Source organism: Pseudomonas sp. 2995-3 (assembly GCF_002742565.1).
Taxonomy (GTDB): Bacteria; Pseudomonadota; Gammaproteobacteria; order Pseudomonadales; family Pseudomonadaceae; genus Aquipseudomonas; species Aquipseudomonas edaphica.
On sequence record NZ_LJSB01000471.1, the window covers coordinates 1 to 20,198 of the forward strand.

General features: G+C 61.4%; 18 protein-coding genes. 7 read left to right on the forward strand and 11 right to left on the reverse strand.

From position 1 onward, the window contains the following. Positions 1 to 472: 472 nt before the first annotated feature. From AOA62_RS31095 to AOA62_RS31115, 4 genes are all read right to left on the reverse strand, one after another. A complete protein-coding gene (locus AOA62_RS31095; protein ID WP_017134701.1) occupies positions 473 to 2,155 on the reverse strand; it encodes a ShlB/FhaC/HecB family hemolysin secretion/activation protein in 1,683 nt (560 codons plus the stop codon). 183 nt (positions 2,156 to 2,338) lie between these two features. After that, on the reverse strand, positions 2,339 to 4,114 hold the full coding sequence (locus AOA62_RS31100) for a collagen-like triple helix repeat-containing protein (protein ID WP_256592513.1): 1,776 nt from the start codon (positions 4,112 to 4,114) through the stop codon (positions 2,339 to 2,341). Positions 4,115 to 4,416: 302 nt separating this feature from the next. Continuing rightward, complete coding sequence (locus AOA62_RS31110; protein ID WP_099550548.1) at positions 4,417 to 5,265, reverse strand: MaoC/PaaZ C-terminal domain-containing protein; 849 nt, start codon at positions 5,263 to 5,265, stop codon at positions 4,417 to 4,419. Positions 5,266 to 5,267: 2 nt separating this feature from the next. Then, positions 5,268 to 6,611, reverse strand: a complete 1,344-nt coding sequence (locus tag AOA62_RS31115; RefSeq protein WP_017134703.1) for a 3-oxoacyl-ACP reductase — start codon at positions 6,609 to 6,611, stop codon at positions 5,268 to 5,270. 114 nt (positions 6,612 to 6,725) lie between these two features. Between AOA62_RS31115 and AOA62_RS31120 the strand changes: the two genes are divergently transcribed. Both AOA62_RS31120 and AOA62_RS31125 read left to right on the forward strand, forming a co-directional pair. After that, on the forward strand, positions 6,726 to 8,003 hold the full coding sequence (locus AOA62_RS31120) for an acetyl-CoA C-acetyltransferase (protein WP_099550549.1): 1,278 nt from the start codon (positions 6,726 to 6,728) through the stop codon (positions 8,001 to 8,003). A gap of 134 nt (positions 8,004 to 8,137) precedes the next feature. Next, complete coding sequence (locus tag AOA62_RS31125) at positions 8,138 to 9,034, forward strand: PA4780 family RIO1-like protein kinase (RefSeq protein WP_017134705.1); 897 nt, start codon at positions 8,138 to 8,140, stop codon at positions 9,032 to 9,034. Between the two features lie 183 nt (positions 9,035 to 9,217). On the opposite strand, the gene cueR is transcribed toward AOA62_RS31125, so the two are convergent. The 3 genes from cueR to AOA62_RS31140 form a co-directional block, all read right to left on the reverse strand. Continuing rightward, a complete protein-coding gene (gene cueR, locus AOA62_RS31130; RefSeq protein ID WP_017134706.1) occupies positions 9,218 to 9,619 on the reverse strand; it encodes a Cu(I)-responsive transcriptional regulator in 402 nt (133 codons plus the stop codon). Continuing rightward, positions 9,616 to 11,817, reverse strand: coding sequence for a cation-translocating P-type ATPase (locus AOA62_RS31135; RefSeq protein WP_099550550.1), 2,202 nt, complete (start codon positions 11,815 to 11,817; stop codon positions 9,616 to 9,618). Before AOA62_RS31135 ends, cueR begins: the two co-directional genes overlap by 4 nt. 65 nt (positions 11,818 to 11,882) lie before the next feature. Continuing rightward, on the reverse strand, positions 11,883 to 12,263 hold the full coding sequence (locus AOA62_RS31140) for a hypothetical protein (RefSeq protein ID WP_069786911.1): 381 nt from the start codon (positions 12,261 to 12,263) through the stop codon (positions 11,883 to 11,885). Positions 12,264 to 12,410: 147 nt separating this feature from the next. Here AOA62_RS31140 and AOA62_RS31145 point away from each other — a divergent pair, with 147 nt between their 5' ends. Both AOA62_RS31145 and AOA62_RS31150 read left to right on the forward strand, forming a co-directional pair. Then, on the forward strand, positions 12,411 to 12,608 hold the full coding sequence (locus AOA62_RS31145; protein ID WP_017134709.1) for a heavy-metal-associated domain-containing protein: 198 nt from the start codon (positions 12,411 to 12,413) through the stop codon (positions 12,606 to 12,608). A gap of 87 nt (positions 12,609 to 12,695) precedes the next feature. After that, on the forward strand, positions 12,696 to 13,889 hold the full coding sequence (locus tag AOA62_RS31150; protein WP_099550551.1) for a multidrug effflux MFS transporter: 1,194 nt from the start codon (positions 12,696 to 12,698) through the stop codon (positions 13,887 to 13,889). An 8-nt stretch (positions 13,890 to 13,897) separates the two neighbouring features. Here AOA62_RS31150 and AOA62_RS31155 read toward each other — a convergent pair whose 3' ends face one another. The 3 genes from AOA62_RS31155 to AOA62_RS31165 form a co-directional block, all read right to left on the reverse strand. After that, positions 13,898 to 14,080: a hypothetical protein gene (locus AOA62_RS31155; protein ID WP_017134711.1), complete on the reverse strand. Its 183-nt coding sequence runs from the start codon at positions 14,078 to 14,080 to the stop codon at positions 13,898 to 13,900. A 145-nt stretch (positions 14,081 to 14,225) separates the two neighbouring features. After that, positions 14,226 to 15,239: a zinc-binding alcohol dehydrogenase family protein gene (locus tag AOA62_RS31160; protein ID WP_099550552.1), complete on the reverse strand. Its 1,014-nt coding sequence runs from the start codon at positions 15,237 to 15,239 to the stop codon at positions 14,226 to 14,228. 158 nt (positions 15,240 to 15,397) lie between these two features. Next, complete coding sequence (locus AOA62_RS31165) at positions 15,398 to 15,691, reverse strand: putative quinol monooxygenase (protein WP_017134713.1); 294 nt, start codon at positions 15,689 to 15,691, stop codon at positions 15,398 to 15,400. A 118-nt stretch (positions 15,692 to 15,809) separates the two neighbouring features. Between AOA62_RS31165 and AOA62_RS31170 the strand changes: the two genes are divergently transcribed. The 3 genes from AOA62_RS31170 to AOA62_RS31180 all read left to right on the forward strand — a co-directional run bounded on the left by AOA62_RS31170 (position 15,810) and on the right by AOA62_RS31180 (position 19,039). Then, positions 15,810 to 16,724 (forward strand): LysR family transcriptional regulator, encoded by a 915-nt coding sequence (locus tag AOA62_RS31170; protein WP_099550553.1) that lies wholly within the window; start codon positions 15,810 to 15,812, stop codon positions 16,722 to 16,724. A 148-nt stretch (positions 16,725 to 16,872) separates the two neighbouring features. Further along, positions 16,873 to 17,559, forward strand: a complete 687-nt coding sequence (locus tag AOA62_RS31175) for a helix-turn-helix transcriptional regulator (RefSeq protein WP_099550554.1) — start codon at positions 16,873 to 16,875, stop codon at positions 17,557 to 17,559. 103 nt (positions 17,560 to 17,662) lie between these two features. After that, the gene (locus tag AOA62_RS31180; RefSeq protein WP_099550555.1) at positions 17,663 to 19,039 is read left to right on the forward strand and encodes an MFS transporter; all 1,377 of its coding nucleotides are present in this window, start codon (positions 17,663 to 17,665) and stop codon (positions 19,037 to 19,039) included. Between the two features lie 60 nt (positions 19,040 to 19,099). Here AOA62_RS31180 and AOA62_RS31185 read toward each other — a convergent pair whose 3' ends face one another. Further along, complete coding sequence (locus AOA62_RS31185) at positions 19,100 to 20,053, reverse strand: adenosine deaminase (protein ID WP_017134717.1); 954 nt, start codon at positions 20,051 to 20,053, stop codon at positions 19,100 to 19,102. Between the last annotated feature and the right edge of the window lie 145 nt (positions 20,054 to 20,198).

Below are 20,198 nucleotides of genomic sequence, written 5' to 3' on the forward strand. Positions count from 1 at the left end.
TGGCTTGCCTGCGATGCAGACACCTCGGTACATCAGGCACACCGAGTTGATGCCATCGCAGGCAAGCCAGCTCCCACATTAGACCGAGTATGGATTTGCTGTTGCTCCGGCTCTTACATCCTTTTCGCTGGCGAAGTCAGCGGTCTTTTGATCTGCGCTTTTGATCGTGATCTTGATCTGAAATCGCCCCGTCAAACACGATGGCCGGAATCTGACAGGGATTTGGGGGGTAAACCGGCAGGGATGCCGGTTTAGCCGCGCTGGGCCAAGGATGGCCCAGCGCGGCGGCCCCCCAAATCACTGTCGGATTGCGGGCATGCCGAGCCTAAGCGAGGCACCGAGTGTTGGGGCGAAGACCTTTTGCTTACTTTTGGGTCTTTCCAAAAGTGAGCCGCTGTAAGAGCGGAACCATAAGCAGCCATCACCCAAATAACGGATATGTACTCCGCAGCCCCGCAGCCTCCCACAAACCTCACAACTGATAACTGAAACTCAAGGTATACCGCGGCCGCCGGTTAAAGCTGTCCAGGGCGATGTCCGACATCGGCTTGGCCGCTTCCAGGGCGATGTTGTAGTACTTGTTGTCGCCGAAGCGCAGGCCCACGGCCGCCGAGGACATGTCGTTGCCTTTGACCGGCAGTTCGTTGAACCAGGTCTTGGCGCGGTCAAGCACCACATACGGTTGCAGAATCTTCACCCAGTCGCCAGCGCGGTTGAAGCTGTAGTTGACCTCATACGCCACGCCCCAGCCCTTGTCGCCCGAAGCTTGATCATCGGGGTAGCCACGGCCGAAGTTCTGCCCGCCAAAGGTGGCGCGCTCGCTGTCGGGCAAGGTGGCGTCGCTCCAGTAGAACGCACCCGAAAGCACGCCTTGCCAGTTGTCGAAGAACTTGTCGCTCTGCACACCGGAAAGGCGCAGGCGGAAGAAGTCCAGATCAGGTTTAGCCGTGCCCAGGTCGCTGTGGGCTCTGGCACCCAGGCCGTTGATGCCTTGGTACAGGCCGGCGCTGAGGATGCGCAACTGGCGGGTGTCGGACTTGCGCCAGTCACCCTCGAACGCAAGGGCGCGCAGGTCGCTTTCGATGTCGAAACGGTTGGGGTAGCCCACGAGTTGATAGCGCGTGGTCTGGTCCACCGCATACAGGCGTGTGGCCAGTGTCAGCGACTCATTGGGTGAGGCAATCAGCGGGTGGCTGAGGCCAATGGTGTAGCGGTCGATCGACTGGTGCGGCTTGAGCTCGAAGCCGCCGTCCAGCTGGATATTGCTTTTGGGGTCGGCGCGATAACGCTCGGCGCCCAGTATCAACTGGCTGCCCTCGGCATTGATGAATTGGCTGTAGCCCACGCGGTAGTAATGTTCTTTGTCGTCACCCGGCGGGAACAGGCCGCTGACGTAAAGCTGCTCGCCCATGGACGTCTGGGAATTGCTGGTGGCGGTGAGCAACGCTTGGGTGCCGTTACGGTTGTTATCGACCAGGCTCATGCTGGTGGTAAACGGTTTGCGCGAGGCTTCGATCTTCATGTGCGTGGCGCCATCGGTGGTGCCCGGCGGCGGCACTTGCGCCTGCAGGGTCACGCCGGGAATACGCCCCATCAGCGTGGTATAGCGCTCGAACGTCTTGCGCGTGAGCGGGCGCTCGGCCAGCAGTTTGTTAGCCAGCTTGTCGACGTAGGCCGAGACTGAGCCGATGTCGCCGCTTTGCTCGTAATCCTTGATGTAACCCTCCACCAATACCACGCGCACCAGGCCGTTTTCGAAGCTCTGTTGCGGCAGGAACGCGTAGGACAACAGGTAGCCGTCCTGCTGGTAGCGACGCGTGATCGTGCGGGTGGCTTCGATCAGTTGCGCGAGGTTGGTCTCACGGCCAATCAGGGGCGCATAGGCCTTGGCTGTTTCGTCCAGCGGGTAGATCGTGCCGCCCTCGATCTGCAGCTTGCGGATGGTGACTTTGGTGTCCATCAGCAACGGCTGGTTCTGGGTGGCAGGCGCTTGCGGCAACTGGGTCTGGGGTGTGGTCGGCCGATAAGCGTCGGCGGGCAGGTTGGGCACCGGCAAGTTGCGGATGGTGTCGTTGCTGTTGAGGAAGCTGGGAAGGGTCTCGGCCTGAACGTAAGCACTGAGGGTGAGCAATAACAACGGCGTCAACACGCGCATAGGACACTCCATGGTCAAACTGCAGCAGCGTTTCGGGCCCGCCGGGTTCTGGGACGCGGTTCGGGAGGGCCAGGTTTTTTAGATAAGACCGGCCCATAAAAAAGACGAGAGACTTATAAGGGTCTCTCGTCTCAACCAAGCGTAGGCGCTGTAGGGGAGGCCGTCTAATCGGCCAGGTGCAATTTATTTTTTGCCGGTCAGGCCGTTCAGCAAACCGCCCAGACCCCCGCTTGTAACCGTGGTTGTAGTGCCACTGCCCGATGTGCTGGCGCCGGTGCCGCCGGTGAGGCCGCCGAGCAAGCCGCCGCTACTGCCACTGGTGCCACCGGTGACCAAACCACCTACCGAGCCTACGGTGTTGCCGACTGCGGTGACGGTGGTACCTACCGCGTTGGTGACTGGGTTGGCATTGGCTGCGGTCAGGTTAGTGCCGATACCGCTCACTGCACCGCCGACTTGAGTCACCAGGCCGTTGACTGGAGCGCCGAGGCCGGTAGTGGTGCCGACGTTTTGGGTCAGGCTGGTTACACCGGACGTTACTGGGTTAAGCGCCGCGCCCACGTTAGTGGCCAGGCCTGCCACCGGCGCAGTGGCGGCGGTGTTGGCGACGCCCGTGCCACCGAGAACGGTGCCGAGCGAGGCGACCGTGTTGCCCAATGCGCCACCGGTGACACCTGCTGCACTCACAGTGCCGTTGGTGTTGCCGGCGTTCAGGCCGCTACCCACGTTGGCCACCAGGCCACCGACCAGTTCAGGCAGGCCGGGCGCTGCTGCGCCACTGGCTGGAGCGACATAGCCGCCGGATTTATCGAGTGTGCCGCCTACGCCCGTCAGAGCGCTGCCGACGATGGTGGTAACAGGGTTGCCGGTGCCGCCAGCACTGGCGACTTGGGTGCCCAGGCCGGTGACGGTGCTGCCGACTTTATCCAGCAGCCCATTCACAGGGGTGCCCAGGCCGGTTGCCTTGCCGAGGTTGCCGGTAGTGTTTTCCACCAGCGACACCACAGGCACCAGTACTTTGCCGCCCACTGTGTTAGTTAACGAGCCCAATGGGCCAGTGGTGCTGGCAGTGCTGACGGTATCGCCGAGCATGGTGACGGCTTGACCGACTTTATCCACTACACCACCTACCGCTCCACCGACGCCACCGGTCAAACCGCCCACTACGGGTACGCCGCCGAGGGTGGTCGAGAGCGATTTCCCAGTGGTCGACAGGCCAGAGCCCAGATCGGCAACGCCATTACCTACACCTGCGACCGTGATGCCCAGGGAGTTGCTGTTAGTGCCCAGCGAACCAAGACCGTTGGTGACGCCAGTGCCGATGCTGGTGACTGCAGTGCCGGTCGCCGTAACCAGGCCGCCTGCTGTTGTGCCGACGATAGGCACATTGTTCAAGGTCGAACCGAGGTCACCGACCGCTGCGCCTACGTTACCGACAGTGCCGCCCAGGGTGCCGGCAATCTGGCCGGTAACCAGAGGTGTAGTGGTTGAACCTGTGCCGCCGCCGGTTCCGCCACCTGTGCCGCCGCCAGTGCCGCCACCTGTGCCGCCACCTGTGCCACCGCCGGTTCCGCCACCAGTGCCACCGCCAGTGCCACCACCGGTGCCGCCACCTGTGCCACCGCCGGTTCCGCCACCAGTGCCGCCACCGGTTCCACCACCTGTGCCGCCGCCAGTGCCGCCGCCGGTTCCGCCACCTGTGCCGCCGCCAGTGCCACCACCGGTACCGCCATCTGTACCGCCGCCAGTGCCACCACCGGTTCCGCCACCTGTACCACCGCCAGTACCACCGCCAGTACCACCACCAGCGCCGCTACCTGCACCTGCATCAGGAGAAGATGCCGCCACACTGCTGTGATGCCCGCCACCACCGCTGCTGCAGCCACCGAGGCTCATCGCCATGACCAGGGCCAGCGCGGTACTTGCTTTCCAAAGCACTACTTGAGTTTGAGTTTTCATGATTGAGTTTCCTTGCACCTGTACAACCTGGGTTGTTTTCAAACGCTCGCTATTTCTAGGGATAGCGATACGTTTGTCCGTGTTGTCATCACAGACCCGGGCACTCTTTCGCGCAACGCTCAACTTGGTATTAACGATTTATATACACCGGGCTGCAGTCGGCTTAATGACTAATACGAAGGGTGTAATCGAGGGATGTATCAAGATATTTATATTTTAAAAATCATGGGCTTGAATAAACAAACGGACGCAGAGGCGTCCGCTATAACTTAGGGTGTATATATACAATTAATGTGCTTTTTTCAGGCGATGGGTTGCCACTTGCCGAGCATATGTTGAATATCGCCGGCGCCGTTCAACTGTAACTCTCCGCTCGAGCCTGCGGCACTGCTGAGCAAAACAACTTCACTGGGCAGGCGTACCGGTTTTTTGAACTCGACGTCTATTTCTACATTGGCGGCAGGCAAGTGCTCGTGTAGCGCGGCCAATGTTCGGGCGGTATTCCACAGCCCATGAGCGATAGCCTGGGGAAAGCCGAACAGCTTGGCCGTCAGCGCGCTCAGGTGGATCGGGTTGTAGTCGCCGGATACCCGCGCGTATTGGCGGCCGATATCAGCGGGCGCCTTCCACCGCGCCAGTTCGCTGACATTGCCGAAGACGGACAAGGGCTCCACTTGCGCCTCGCCGTCCAGCTTCACGCCTCGACACAGCATGCGGCTGTTGGCTTCCCACAACAGTCCCAGCGCATCCTCGACCGTGGTCACAATGTCAAAGGTCGCACCTTTGGCGTGGGGCTGCAGATTGTGCGCGTATACACCGACCAGCAGGTTATTCACGCCGCCCAATGGCCGGTGGATACGAATGCGATTGCTCAGGTGAATCAACCCCAGCAGTGGAAAGGGGAATTTTTTGTCGGTGAGCAATTGCATCTGCAAACCGAACGCCAGGATATGCGGGTAAGTGCCCGGCAGCACCGGGCTGTCGGCAAACCCGCAGACCTTGCGATAAGCCGCGACGTCGGCCGGGTTCACGCGCACATGGCAGCGCAACCCTTCATCCGGCAAGGTGCTGCCGCTGACCTTGCGCTTGAGCGCCGCCCGCCAATACAGCGGCAACAGAAACGGGGTGCTGTCCAATGTCTGCCACTGCATAGTCACGCTCCCAGCAGGCTTTGCCCACATACGCGCAGCGCCTGGCCGCTGACGGCCCCGGAACCCGGCTGCCCGAGCCAGGCGACGGCTTCGGCCACGTCTTGCGGCAAACCACCCTGGCCCAAGGAACTCATGCGCCGCCCGGCTTCACGCAGGGCGAAGGGAATGTGCGCGGTCATCTGGGTTTCGATAAAACCCGGCGCGACCGCGTTGATGCTGATGCCACGCTCGCCCAGCAGCGGCGCCCACGCCTGGGCAAGGCCAATCAGCCCGGCCTTGCTCGCGGCGTAGTTGGTTTGCCCGCGATTACCGGCAATCCCGCTGATCGACGCCAGCAGCACTACGCGGCCGTTGTCGTGCAGGGTGCCGCTATCAAGCAGGGCTTTGGTCAGCACTTGGGGCGCGTTGAGGTTGACCGCCAATACGGCGTCCCAATATTCCGGCGTCATGTTGGCCAGGGTTTTATCGCGGGTGATGCCTGCGTTATGCACCACGATGTCGATGCCGTCGGGCAGGTGTTCGATCAACTGTGTGGCCGCGTCTTCGGCGCAGATATCCAGCACCACGGTGCGCGCACCCAAGCGAGCGGCGAGGGCTTCGAGGTCGGCCTTGGCCTGGGGCACATCCAGCACGATCACTTCGGCACCGTCGCGCGCCAGGGTTTCGGCAATGGAGGCGCCGATACCACGCGCAGCACCCGTGACCAGCGCCTTGCGCCCGGCCAGCGGGCGCGTCCAGTCTTCAACCGGGGTGGCGCAGGCCTGCAGGCGAATGACCTGGCCAGAGATATACGCACTTTTCGGTGACAGGAAGAAACGCAGCGCGCCTTCCAGCTGATCTTCAGCGCCGTCGCCCACATACAACAGTTGCAACACGCCGCCGCTGCGCAATTCCTTGGCCAGTGAACGGCTGAAACCCTCCAGGGCACGCTGTGCACTGGCGGCAAACGGGTCGCTGAGGCTTTCCGGCGCGCGTCCCAGAATCACCAGATGTGCGCTGTGATCGAGATTTTTCAGCAAAGGCTGAAAGAATTCGCGCAGTTGCTTGAGTTGGTCGGTGTGCTGCAAGTCGCTGGCGTCAAACACCACGGCCTTGAGCTTGGGGCCGTGGCCTGGGATCCAGGTCGACGATTCGGCGCCGTAGGTGTAAATCGCGTCGGTCAGTTTGTGCGCAAATACCTGCACCTTGGCGGCCAGCGCGCCACCGCCCAGCAGCAGAGCACCTTCCACCGGGCGCAGGCGCCCAGCTTGCCAGCGTTCCAGGCGTACCGGTGACGGCAGGCCAATGGCGGCGACCAGGCGATGGCCGAGGCTTGAGTTGGCGAAGTCGATATAACGGTCAGACATGGAACGCTCTCCGAGTGCTGGGGTTCAAACGGTGGACCATCAATAGGTGAAAGTCGTTCGATTGAGCCTAGGCTAGGCTCAGAGATTCACCCCATAACCTTCAGGGAGCTTTCCATGACTCAATTGCGCCGTGTAGCGATCATTGGCGGTAACCGCATCCCCTTCGCCCGTTCCAATGGCCCATATGCCACGGCGAGTAACCAGGCGATGCTCACCGCTGCCCTCGAAGGCCTGATCGAGCGCTACAACCTGCACGGCCTGCGCATCGGCGAGGTGGCGGCCGGTGCGGTGCTCAAGCATTCGCGCGACTTCAACCTCACCCGCGAATGCGTGCTGGGCTCGCGCCTGTCGCCGCAAACCCCGGCCTATGACATTCAGCAGGCGTGCGGCACCGGGCTGGAAGCGGCGTTGCTGGTGGCCAACAAGATTGCCCTGGGGCAGATCGAATGCGGGATTGCCGGCGGCGTCGACACTACGTCCGATGCGCCGATTGGTGTGAATGAAGGCCTGCGCAAAATCTTGTTGCAAGCCAACCGCAGCAAGTCCATGGCGGATAAATTAAAAGTCCTGTTACAACTTCGTCCCCATCACCTTAAGCCGGAGCTGCCACGCAATGGCGAGCCGCGCACCGGCCTGTCCATGGGCCAGCATTGCGAGCTGATGGCGCAGACCTGGCAGATACCGCGTGCCGAGCAGGATCAACTGGCGTTGGAAAGCCATCAGAAAATGGCCGCGTCCTACGCCGAAGGCTGGCACAACGATTTGCTTACGCCGTTTCTCGGCCTGACCCGCGACAATAACCTGCGCCCCGACCTGACCCTGGAAAAACTCGCCAACCTTAAACCGGCGTTCGAGCGCAGTGAAAAGGGCACGCTCACCGCCGGTAACTCCACGCCACTGACCGACGGCGCCTCCTTGGTGCTGCTGGGCAGTGAAGCCTGGGCCAAAGAACGTGGCTTGCCGATTCTGGCTTACTTGCGCGATGGCGAAGCGGCGGCTGTGGATTTCGTCAACGGCGCCGAAGGCCTGCTCATGGCACCGGTGTACGCGGTGCCACGCTTGCTGGCGAGAAATGGCCTGACACTCCAGGATTTTGACTACTACGAGATTCACGAAGCCTTTGCTGCCCAAGTTTTGTGCACGCTCAAGGCCTGGGAAGACCCGGAGTATTGCAGGACGCTTCTGGGGCTCGACGCGCCGCTGGGCGCCATTGATCGCAGCCGGCTCAACGTCAAAGGCAGCTCATTGGCGGCCGGCCACCCGTTTGCCGCCACAGGCGGGCGCATCGTCGCCAACCTGGCCAAATTGCTCGACGCGGCGGGCAAGGGCAGAGGGCTGATTTCGATCTGCGCCGCTGGCGGCCAGGGCGTGACGGCGATTATCGAACGCTGAATGCCGACGAAATTGGCATATTGAGTGCATTCTTCAGCGGTCAGAGGTCGGTAGCCCCTCCCACCGGCGCGCCGATTGCCGTATAACGAGTGCCATACGCGTATTTGGTAATAAAGGACCCACAATAAAAGCTGATGAAGACTCCTAAACGCATTGAACCCCTGATCGAAGACGGTCTGGTCGACGAAGTGCTGCGCCCTCTCATGAGCGGTAAAGAAGCAGCTGTTTATGTGGTGCGCTGCGGCAATGAATTGCGTTGCGCCAAGGTTTACAAGGAGGCGAATAAACGAAGTTTTCGTCAGGCATCCGAATACCAGGAAGGCCGTAAGGTTCGTAACAGCCGCCAGGCCCGGGCCATGGCGAAAGGCTCCAAGTTCGGCAAGAAAGAAACCGAAGACGCTTGGCAAAACGCCGAAGTGGCGGCGTTGTTCCGCCTCGCCGGCGCGGGCGTTCGCGTGCCTCAGCCGTTCGACTTCCTGGAAGGCGTGCTGCTGATGGAACTGGTGGCCGACGAGTACGGCGATGCAGCGCCGCGTCTTAACGACGTAACGCTGGAGCCGGACCAGGCGCGCGAATATCACGCCTTCCTGATTTCCCAGATCGTGCTGATGCTGTGTACTGGCCTGGTGCACGGTGACCTGTCCGAGTTCAACGTACTGCTCACGCCGACCGGCCCGGTGATCATCGACCTGCCCCAGGCAGTGGATGCGGCGGGCAACAACCACGCATTCAGCATGCTGGAGCGGGATGTGGGCAACATGGCTTCCTACTTCGGGCGTTTTGCCCCGGAGTTGAAGAAGACCAAGTACGCCAAGGAAATGTGGGCACTGTACGAAGCCGGCACCTTGCACCCGGCCAGCGTGTTGACCGGCGAGTTTGATGAGCCGGAAGAGCTGGCGGATGTGGGCGGTGTGATCCGCGAAATCGAAGCGGCGCGGCTGGATGAAGAGCGCAAGCAAGCGGTTCGGGCGGCGGATGATGCGCCACCGAGCAAGACTGCGGAAGAACCGCCGCCGCCTTGGATGCAGTGATCTCCCGGCAATTGGAGATCTAAAAAGTGTGGGAGCTGGCTTGTTGTGGGAGCTGGCTTGCCTGCGATGCAGACACCTCGGTATGTCAGTTAAATCGCGGTGATGCAATCGCAGGCAAGCCAGCTCCCACATAAGGCAGCCGCCACATAAGCCTGTTCCCATATTTGTTTTGTGCAGGTCTGATCAGGCGCAACAGCTGCCCGACGCCAACTCCTTGAGAATCGGGCAATCCGGCCGATGGTCACCCTGGCAGTGTTCCACCAGGTCCTGCAACGTGTCGCGCAATTGCCCCAGCTCCAGAATCTTCTGGTTCAGTTCCTCGATATGCTGGCGCGCCAGGGCTTTTACGTCGGCGCTGGCCCGCTGGCGGTCTTGCCACAGGGTCAGCAGCTTGCCGACTTCTTCCAACGAAAACCCCAGATCCCGCGAGCGTTTGATAAACGCCAACGTGTGCAAGTCATCGCTGCCATACACGCGGTAGCCGCTGTCGGTGCGGTGCGCGGCTTTGAGCAGGCCGATGGATTCGTAGTAGCGAATCATCTTGGCGCTCAGCCCGCTCTGGCGGGCAGCTTGGCCTATGTTCATGGGCGCTTGTCCTCCAATTGCTCCGGTTTCCAGGTTTTCAACAATAACGCATTGCTCACCACGCTGACGCTGGACAAGGCCATGGCCGCACCTGCGAGTACCGGGTTGAGCAGGCCAAAGGCAGCCAGCGGAATGCCGATCAAGTTATACACAAAGGCCCAGAACAGGTTCTGGCGGATTTTTGCGTAGGTCTTGCGGCTGATCTCCAGCGCGGCCGGCACCAGGCGCGGGTCGCCACGCATCAGCGTGATCCCGGCGGCGTGCATAGCCACATCGGTACCGCCGCCCATGGCGATGCCGATATCGGCGGCGGCCAGGGCCGGGGCGTCGTTGATGCCATCGCCGACCATGGCGACGACGCCGGTCTTTTTCAGCTCGGCCACCGTCGCGGCCTTGTCGGCTGGCAGCACTTCGGCGTGTACATCATCGATGCCCAGCGCCAGGGCGACCACGCGGGCACTGCCGCGATTATCGCCGGTGAGCAAGTGGCTGCTGATGTGCTGAGCCTTGAGTTGTTCCACGGCTTCCAATGCGCCGGGCTTGAGGGTGTCGCCAAACGCAAACAGCCCCAACACGCGTGGTTGTGCGCCTTGTTCAATCAACCACGACAAGGTGCGGCCTTCGGCTTCCCAGGCGTTGGCAGACTCGGCCAGCTCACCTGCGCTCAAGCCGTTCTCTTCGAGCATGCGGCGGTTGCCCAAGGCCAGTTCACGGCCATCCAAAGTGCCAGCAATGCCGCGTCCGGTCAGCGATTGGCTGGCGCTCACGTCCGCCACGATCAGCCCTTTTTCACCACACGCATCCAGCACGGCCTTGGCCAACGGGTGCTCGCTGCCGCGTTGCAAGGCGCCAGCCTGTTGCAGCAATAAATCTTCATTGCCATCCACCGCGGCCAGGTGCGCAATTTTTGGCGCGCCGGAGGTGAGTGTGCCGGTCTTGTCGAACACTACCGCGCTGACGGCATGGGCACGTTCCAGCGCTTCGGCGTCCTTGATCAGGATGCCATAGCGCGCCGCCACGCCGGTGCCGGCCATGATGGCGGTCGGTGTGGCCAGGCCCAGGGCGCATGGGCAAGCAATCACCAGTACCGCGACGGCATTGATGATCGCGGTTTCCAGTGAAGCGCCGTACAACCACCACCCCACCAGCGTAACCAAGGCCAGCACCAGCACGGCCGGCACAAAGACCTGGCTGACTTTATCCACCAGTTTCTGGATCGGTGCCTTGGCAGCCTGGGCGTCTTCCACCAGACGGATGATTCGCGCCAGCACACTTTCTGCACCCAGCGCCTGGGTGCGTACCAGCAAGCGGCCTTCGCCATTAATGGCGCCGCCGGTGATCTTGTCGCCCGGCTGTTTCGGCACCGGCAGGCTCTCGCCGCTGATCAAGGCCTCGTCGGCATGGCTTTGGCCGTCCACCACTTCGCCGTCCACCGGGAAGCGCTCGCCGGGTTTGACCAGCACCAGGTCGTCGAGCTTCAGCGCAGTGATGGCGACGTCTTCTTCACGGCCTTCAAACACGCGAATCGCGCGTTCCGGGCGCAGGGCTTCGAGGGCACGGATGGCGCTGGCGGTCTGGCGCTTGGCGCGGCTTTCGAGGTATTTGCCCAGCAACACCAGGGCGATCACCACGGCCGAGGCTTCGAAATACAGGTGCGGCATAGTGCCCACGGGCGCGGTGAGCCATTCATAAATGCTCAGGCCATAACCGGCGCTGGTGCCGATGGCCACCAGCAGGTCCATATTGCCAGCACCGGCGCGCACGGCTTTCCAGGCGGCTATATAGAAGCGTGCGCCAAAGATGAATTGCACGGGAGTGGCCAGCGCGAATTGCACCCAGGCCGGGAGCATCCAATGCAGGCCGAACGGCTCCACCAGCATCGGCAGCACCAATGGCAGCACCAACGCGATGGCCAACAACAACGACCAGCGCTCGTGGTGCAGACGCCGGGCCTGTTTAGCGTCGGTGACGGTCTCGCTTTGCGGCAGGGTGGCGGTGTAGCCGGCCTTGTCGACGGCGGCGATCAGCACGCCGGGGTCCATCTGACCGAGAACTTCGATGTGGGCACGTTCGTTGGCCAGGTTGACGCTGACGCTTTGCACCCCCGGCACCTTGCCCAGCGCGCGCTCGACACGCCCGGCACAGCTGGCGCAGGTCATGCCGCTGATGGGCAGGTCAAAGGTGGTGGATCCATTCATGGGGCAGTCCTCCAGAGAAGTTGCCCCTAGCATCAACCTTGACCTATTGGGAAGGTCAAGCGTGTTCAGTAATCCAGTGCGGCGTTCTTCAGGTACATGCCATCCGGGCCTTGCGCGATGCGTACTTTGCGCACGTCGCCGGCTTTAAGCGTGATGTTCTGCGCAGGCGGTGCGAGCATGCCCGGCAGGCAACCTGGCGATTGACCCGGCAGCAGCTTGAGGCGCAGCGACACATTGCCCGCCGGCAAGTTGAACGAGGTGGCCTGTTCCTGGAACAGGCGCCCGGCCAACTGGTCCTGGATATACAGGCCGATTTCGCAATTGGTCGGCACTTCCAGGCGCTCGCGGGAAATGATCAACACCGCATAGTCCTGGTCCGCGTACGCCATGGGCGCAGCGGCGGACAAGCTCAACAGGCCGATAAGGCTAAAAAACGACCAGCGCATGGCGAATGCTCCGTGGTTCAAATCCAAGATGCATGAAGCTTGGCCGAGGCAACGCTGGAATACCAGCCCGGTCGCAATTTTGAGCGCTTGACCTTGCCATCGTGGCAAGGTCGAGACTGGCGCCAACCTCATCAAAGGAGTCATGTCATGCAAGTATTCAGTGTTGAAGGAATGACCTGCGGCCATTGTGTTCGGGCGGTCACTCAAGCAGTACACAGCCAGGACCCGGCGGCGAGCGTCAACGTCAACCTGGCCGCCAAGGAAGTCGGGGTTGAAAGCCGGCTGTCCGACGAGCAAGTCATCGCGCTGATCACCGAAGAAGGCTACAGCGCCAAGCTCGCGTAAAATTTCCGATAGTTAGCGAGCTATCGTAATGTTCATCACACCCAAGCGCGGCTAGACTGTCGGGCTGCCGACTCACTTGGGTGTCTGATGAACCTCCGCATAATCCTGATTCTGGGCGCCTTGAGCGCCTTCGCGCCGTTGGCGATTGATTTTTACCTGCCGGGCTTTCCGGCGATGGCCACCGCCTTTGCCACCGACGAAAAACACATCCAGCTGACCCTCGCCGTGTATTTCGGCGGCCTGGCCATCGGCCAATTGATCTACGGGCCGCTGGCGGATCGCTTTGGCCGGCGCGTGCCGCTGCTCAGTGGCGTGACCCTGTTTACCCTGGCGTCCTTCGCCTGCGCCTACGCGCCGTCCCTGGACTGGTTGATAGGCGCGCGTTTTGTTCAAGCCCTTGGCGGCTGCGCGGGCATGGTGATTTCGCGGGCGGTGGTCAGCGACAAATGTGATGCCGTGGGCTCGGCCAAAGTCTATTCGCAGCTGATGCTGGTGACCGGCCTGGCGCCGATCCTCGCGCCGTTGGCGGGTGGGGTGATGGTCGGCCTGTGGGGCTGGCAGTCGATTTTCCTCGCGTTGTCGATTTTCAGCGTGATGGCGGCCATCGCCGTGGCGGTCGGGTTGCCGGAAACCTTGCCGGCCGACAAGCCGCGTCAACCGCTGTCCGGCTCGCTGAGCCGCTATGTCAGCCTGTTGTCGGACCGGGTTTATCTGGGCTACGCCCTCACCGGTGGTATCTCGATTGCCGGGATGTTTGCCTACATCGCCGGTTCCCCGTTCGTCTTTATCAAACTCTATGGCGTGCCCGCCGAGCATTACGGCTGGGTATTTGGCTCCAATGCCGCCGGCTTTATCCTGGTAGCGCAGCTTAATGCGCGGTTGCTGGCCAAGCGTGGCCCGGCGTTTCTGCTGTCGCGCACCGTGTGGGTCTACGTGGCGGCGGCGTTGACGCTGTTGAGCATTGCCGCGCTGCGTACCGAGGCGTTATGGCCGTTACTGGTGCCGCTGTTTATCTGCATCGCCAGCCTGGGCTGCATTTTGCCCAACACCTCGGCGTGTGCCATGGCCGGGCAGGGTGCACGGGCCGGCAGCGCCTCGGCATTGCTCGGTTGCATTCAGTTTGGTGTGGCGGCAGGCGCGGCGTCCTTGGTCGGCGTGTTGCACGACGGCACGGCGATGCCGATGGCGATGGTCATCAGCTTGTGCGGTGTATTGGCGGTGACGATTGCGGTGTCGACCCAGCGCCTGCAACGGGCGAGGGCCGCGCAGGCGCAGGTCTGAGGTGCTAATCAGCCGGCGGCGGAGCGTTGCTGGCTGAGGGGAATGCGGTGGGGCGCCTGGATGCGGGCTTGCAGGGTGTCGGCAAAGGCGCGGGCCTCGGCCTCACTGCGGAAGGTGAAGGCGTCACCGTCGAGGCTGACCTGCCATTTGTTGCCTGGGGATTTTGCTAACGCTCTTATCAGGATCTTCATTGCTGACTTCCTCACGTAAAAGAATCGTGGCAAAGGCGGCCAATATAAACCTGAATGCGTTCGAAAATATGACAAAGATCAACTCTCTGACTAGCGGTGTCGTCCATTACTCACATGAATAATGGACGACTCTGACAGCTACTTGTTAGAACCCTTCCAATACGATCTTGCCCTTGGCCTTGCCGCTTTCCAGCAGCGCATGGGCGCGGCGCAGGTTGGCTGCGTTGATCACGCCGAAGTGCTCGCCCACCGTGGTTTTCAAGGTGCCGGCGTCGATCAGCTCGGCCACGCGGTTGAGCAGATTGTGCTGTTCGATCATGTCCGGCGTCTCGAACATCGAGCGTGTGTACATGAACTCCCAGTGCAGTGACAGGCTCTTGCGCTTGAGTTTGCTCACATCCAGCACCTTGGGATCGTCGATCAACGCCAGCTTGCCTTGCGGCTGCAGGGCTTCGACCAGTTCGTCCAAGTGATGGTCGGTCTGGGTCAGGCTGGCGACGTGGGTTACCTGCGCCTGGCCGGCATTTTTCAACGCCTCGCTCAGTGGCTGGCTGTGATCGATCACCACATCGGCGCCGAGCGCCTTGGCCCATTCCTGGGTTTCCGGGCGTGAGGCGGTGCCGATAACGTTCAATGCGGTGAGCTGCTTGGCCAACTGGGTCAGGATCGAACCCACACCGCCGGCAGCGCCAACGATCAGCAGGCTCTGGCCTTCATCTTCTTTACCTTCACGTACTTGCAGGCGCTCGAACAGCAGCTCCCAGGCGGTGATGGCGGTGAGTGGCAGTGCGGCGGCTTCGGCAAACCCCAGGCTCTTGGGCATATGGCCAACGATGCGTTCATCCACGGTGTGCAGTTCGCTGTTGCCGCCTGGGCGCACCAGGGAACCGGCGTAGAACACCTTGTCGCCCGCCTTGAACAGCGTCACTTCGCTGCCGACCGCCCTGACCACACCGGCTACGTCCCAGCCCAGCACCTTGGCCGCGCCGTTTTCCGGGGCGACGTTCTGGCGCACTTTGGTGTCCACCGGGTTGACCGAGATGGCTTTGACTTCCACCAGCAGGTCACGCGGGCCGGCGACCGGCTCCGGCAATTGGATGTCTTGCAGGGATTTTTCGTCGCTGATCGGCAGTGAGGCGTAGTAGGCAATGGCTTTCATATTGGCTCCGAGTAAAGAAGGTGGTCGAGAGTCAGGCTAAATGTGGCGAGGGAGCTTGCTCCCGCTGGGCTGCGAAGCAGCCCCAAAACCTGTCGGTAAGCGCTTCGCACCCCAGCGCAAGCAAGTGTGCTCGCCACAAAAACTTGCTGATGGGGTGATCAGGCAAGAAATTGCAGGCGCTTGAGTTCGAAATGTTCGAGCACATCCGCAGCCTTGGCGCGGAAGCTTTGGATATGCGCGCTCTGGTCGTGATCGGCCAGCGCCGCGTCGTCGCTCCAGCGTTCGAGCATGTAGAAGGTTTCTGGGTGTTGCAGGTCCTGGTGCAGGTCGTACTGCTCGCAACCGGCTTCCAGGCGAGTCGGTTCCAACAGGCCGCGCAGCAGGGTTTCCAACTTGGCCTGCTGGCCGGGTTTGGCGATCAGCGTGGCGATGACGTTAAAGGCAGCGGACATATTCAACTCCAGACACGTGATGTACGGGATGGGCAGATGATTAGCTATTTCCAGCACAGATAAAAGCGGCTAAAACAGCAGTCTGTTTCAATAGAATTTTGATAATAGGCGAGGGTACATGCTGCGTTTTGATGATTTGCAGTTGTTTGTGCGGGCGGCGGACCTCGGCAGTTTGTCGGCCGCTGCACGCATCATGGACCTCTCGCCTGCCGTGGCGAGCGCGGCGCTCAAGCGTATCGAACAGCAACTGGGCACGCGCTTGCTGGCGCGCTCCACTCGCAGTTTGCGCTTGACCGCTGAAGGCGAGGGTTTTTTGGAATATGCCCGCGCCGCGTTGAGTTCGCTGGACGAAGGGCGGCGCTTATTGGCCAGCGGCCAGGACCATGTCAGCGGTGTGCTGCAACTGTCGGCGCCGTCGGATTTCGGGCGCAACCAGTTACTGCCGTGGCTGGATGAGTTTCAGCTTGAATACCCGCAATTGAACATCCGCCTGCTGCTGGGCGACCGCATTGCCGACCTGTTCCGCCAGCCGGTGGATATCGCCCTGCGCTACGGCGAGCCTGAAGATTCCAGCCTGGTCGCGCTGCCCATCGCCCCGGACAACATTCGCGTGCTGTGCGCCGCACCCAGCTACCTGGCACGGCATGGCGAGCCCCGGCATCTTGAGCAGTTGGCGCAGCACAATTGCCTGTTGTACATGCTGGGCAGCCGTGTCCACGACCACTGGGGTTTTTACGACGGCAAGCGCGAGCTCGGCCTGACGGTAAGCGGTGATCGCTTCAGTGACGACGCCGATGTGGTGCGCCGCTGGGCGGTGGCGGGTGTCGGCATTGCCTACAAGTCGTGGCTGGATGTGAGCACCGACGTGCTCGCGGGGCGTTTGCGCCTGGTGTTGCCGGAGCTGCGCGGCGAGCGCACGCCGCTCAACCTGCTGTGCGCCCACCGTGCTCAGTTGAGTAAACCCATTAACCTGCTGCGGGAAATGCTCGTGTCCCGTTGTGCGGCTTTGACCGCGCAAAGGCCGGGGCGATAGAGCGTTAGGCAATAGCCTCCACCAAAGCCAGAAATTTCACTCAGAGCCTGTCCCCATTCGCGCTGTCGGACGCCGCGGAATGGGCGGTTTGCGCCCCTATACTTTGGTTCCAACCGCAGCAGACAAATGATTTACAAGGAGTGAATACATGGAAGAAGCACCTTGCATCAGTCAGATCGCCAGCTTGCTCGCTGAGCCCAAGCGCACCGCCATGCTCTGGTCACTGATGGACGGTTCGGCGAAAACCGCAGACGAACTGGCTATGCTCGCCGGGCTGTCTGCCGCGTCGGCCAATGCGCATCTTGCGCGCCTTATCGGCAGCGGTTTGCTGCGCAGCGAGGCCAAGCGCGGCAAGCGCCTGTTTCGCATGGCCGCCGTGGATGTCTGTGCGGCCGTCGACGCATTGGCCTGTACCACCTTGGCCTGTGCCGCACGCAACGCTCCGCAGGTTTCCCCGCGAGTATCCCTGGCGCCGCCGCCGTTGCGGCGCGCGCGTTTGTGCCAGGGGCATCTGGGCGGTGAACTGGCAGCGGGGCTTTATCAGCGCATGCTGGAGGCCGGCTGGATCGACCGCTACGAACAGCGTACCGACGTGACCGTCACCGGCGCGCAGCATTTCGCGACCCTGGGCATCTTTATCCAGGCACTGTCTGCGCCGTTGGCCTGCGACTGTTTTGACTGGAGCCAGCAGCAGCCGCACCTGGGGGGTGCATTGGGGGCCGGGTTGTTGCAGTTGTTTTTGCAGTGCGGCTGGATCAACGCGGTCAACGAGTCGCGTGCCTTGCTGGTGACCGACCTGGGGCTTGCGGAAATCAACCGTCTGGCCACGGCGTAGGTGCGTGCGTCGTTCAGAGTTTCAGTCAGGTCGTATCCAGCAATAATCGGGTAAAACGATGCCGCACACTCGCCTTGGGGATTTTTCACTCGGGGGGTATGGCATGGGTATGCAAGGCTATAGCGCAGCGGAACGGCTGGAACGGTTGCCCATCAGCGGTTACCACCGAATCATTTTCATCATCATCGCCTTGGCGTTTTTTTTCGACTCCATGGACCTGGCGATGATGACCTTCCTGTTGGGCTCGATAAAAACCGAGTTCGGCCTGAGCACGGCCCAGGCCGGGTTACTCGCCAGTTCGAGTTTTTTCGGCATGGTGGTCGGTGCGTCCTTGTCCGGCATGTTGGCTGACCGTTTCGGGCGCAAGCCGGTGTTTCAGTGGAGCATCGTGTTGTGGGGCGTCGCCAGTTACCTGTGCTCCACGGCGCAGACGGTGGAAACGCTGACGCTGTTTCGCATCCTGCTGGGGATCGGCATGGGTATGGAATTCCCGATTGCGCAGTCGATGCTCTCGGAGCTGATTCCCGCCAAGGGCCGTGGGCGATATATCGCCTTGATGGATGGCTTCTGGCCGCTGGGGTTTGTGGCGGCGGGTGTGCTGTCCTACTTTTTGCTGCCGGTGATTGGCTGGCGCGACATCTTCCTGGTGTTGGCGGTACCGGCGGTGTTTGTGCTGGCGATTCGTTTTTTTATCCCGGAATCGCCACGCTGGCTGGAACAGGCCGGGCGGCATGCAGCGGCGGACAAGGTGTTGCTCGGCATTGAGCAGAAGGTCCGCGACTCGCTGGGGCGAACGGACTTGCCGGAGCCGATTGCCTTGCCTCGGGTTGAGAGCGTGCCGGGCACGTTTTTCTCGGCGTTCCAGCAGTTGTGGTCGGCGCAGTATCGCCAACGCACGATGATGATCTGGAGCGTGTGGTTTTTTGCCTTGCTGGGTTTCTACGGGCTGACCTCCTGGCTGAGTGCGCTGTTGCAGCAGTCGGGTTTTGCCGTGACGCAATCGGTGTATTACACGGTGATCATTTCCCTGGGCGGGATACCGGGCTTCTTGATGGCGGCCTGGCTGGTGGAACGTTGGGGCCGTAAACCGGTGTGTGTGGTGACATTGCTGGGCGGCGGGGTGATGGCGTTTCTGTATGGGCAGAGCGCGGTGTTTGGCGGCAACGTGGGGCTGCTGATTACCTCGGGGTTGTTGATGCAGTTCTTTCTGTTTGGCATGTGGGCGGTGCTGTACACCTACACGCCGGAGCTGTATCCCACTTCGGCGCGGGCCACCGGTTCCGGGTTTGCCTCGGCGATTGGCCGGGTCGGGTCATTGCTGGGGCCGTTGGTAACCGGGCTGGTGTTTCCGATAACCGGGCAGGGTGGGGTGTTTGCCTTGGGGGCGCTGTGTTTTGCGGTGGCGGCGCTGGTGGTGGGGGTGTTTGGGATGGAGACCAAGGGCAAGACCCTGGAAGAACTGACTCAATCTCAAGGCTGATGAGATCAATGTGGGAGCTAGCAAGCCAGCTCCCACATTATTTGAACTGCGTTTATGCAGTTATGGCTTCACGAGCCGCGCATCCAGGCTGTTCTGCGCCAGGCGTTTGGCCTGGTCCTGGGTCATGCCCAGGGAGGTGTACAGCGCGTGGAAGTTCTCGGTGACATAGCCGCCGAAGTACGCCGGGTCATCCGAGTTCACCGTCACCTTCACGCCACGCTCAAGCATGTCGAGGATGTTGTGTTGGGCCATGTCGTCGAACACACAGAGCTTGGTGTTGGACAGTGGGCACACGGTCAGCGGGATCTGCTCGTCGATGATGCGCTGCATCAAGCGTTCGTCTTCGATGGCGCGTACGCCATGGTCGATACGCTGGATTTTCAGCAGGTCGATGGCCTCCCAGATGTACTCGGGCGGGCCTTCTTCGCCGGCGTGGGCCACGGTAAGGAAGCCTTCATGGCGGGCACGGTCGAACACGCGCTGGAACTTGCTCGGTGGGTGACCCATTTCCGAGCTGTCCAGGCCGACGGCCACAAACGCGTCACGGAACGGCAGCGCCTGGTCGAGGGTTTTCTCGGCTTCGGCTTCGCTCAGGTGGCGCAGGAAGCTCAGGATCAAACCGCTGGTGATACCCAGTTGCTGCTCGCCATCTTTGAGCGCAGCGGCGATGCCGTTGAGCACCACTTCGAATGGCACGCCACGGTCGGTGTGGGTCTGCGGGTCGAAGAACGGTTCGGTGTGGATCACGTTCTGTTCTTTGCAGCGCAGCAGGTAGGCCCAGGTCAGGTCATAGAAATCCTGGGACGTGCGCAGCACATCGGCGCCTTTGTAATACAGGTCGAGAAACTCTTGCAGGTTGTTGAAGGCGTAGGCCTTGCGCAGGGTTTCGACGTCATTCCACGGCAGTGCAATCTTGTTGCGTTCGGCCAGGGCAAACAGCAACTCAGGCTCCAGCGAGCCTTCCAGGTGCAGGTGCAATTCAGCCTTGGGCAGGGCGTTGAGCCAATCGTACATGTTCTAAATTCTCATCAGGTGCAATGGCGGCATTCTACAGGCCATGGCTGAAATAGTCGGCAAAACCTGACCAGCAGGAGAGTATTGGTTTTATTCGCGCAAGGGCCATCTGAACTAAGGTGTAACGAAACGTTAGCGACGTGGT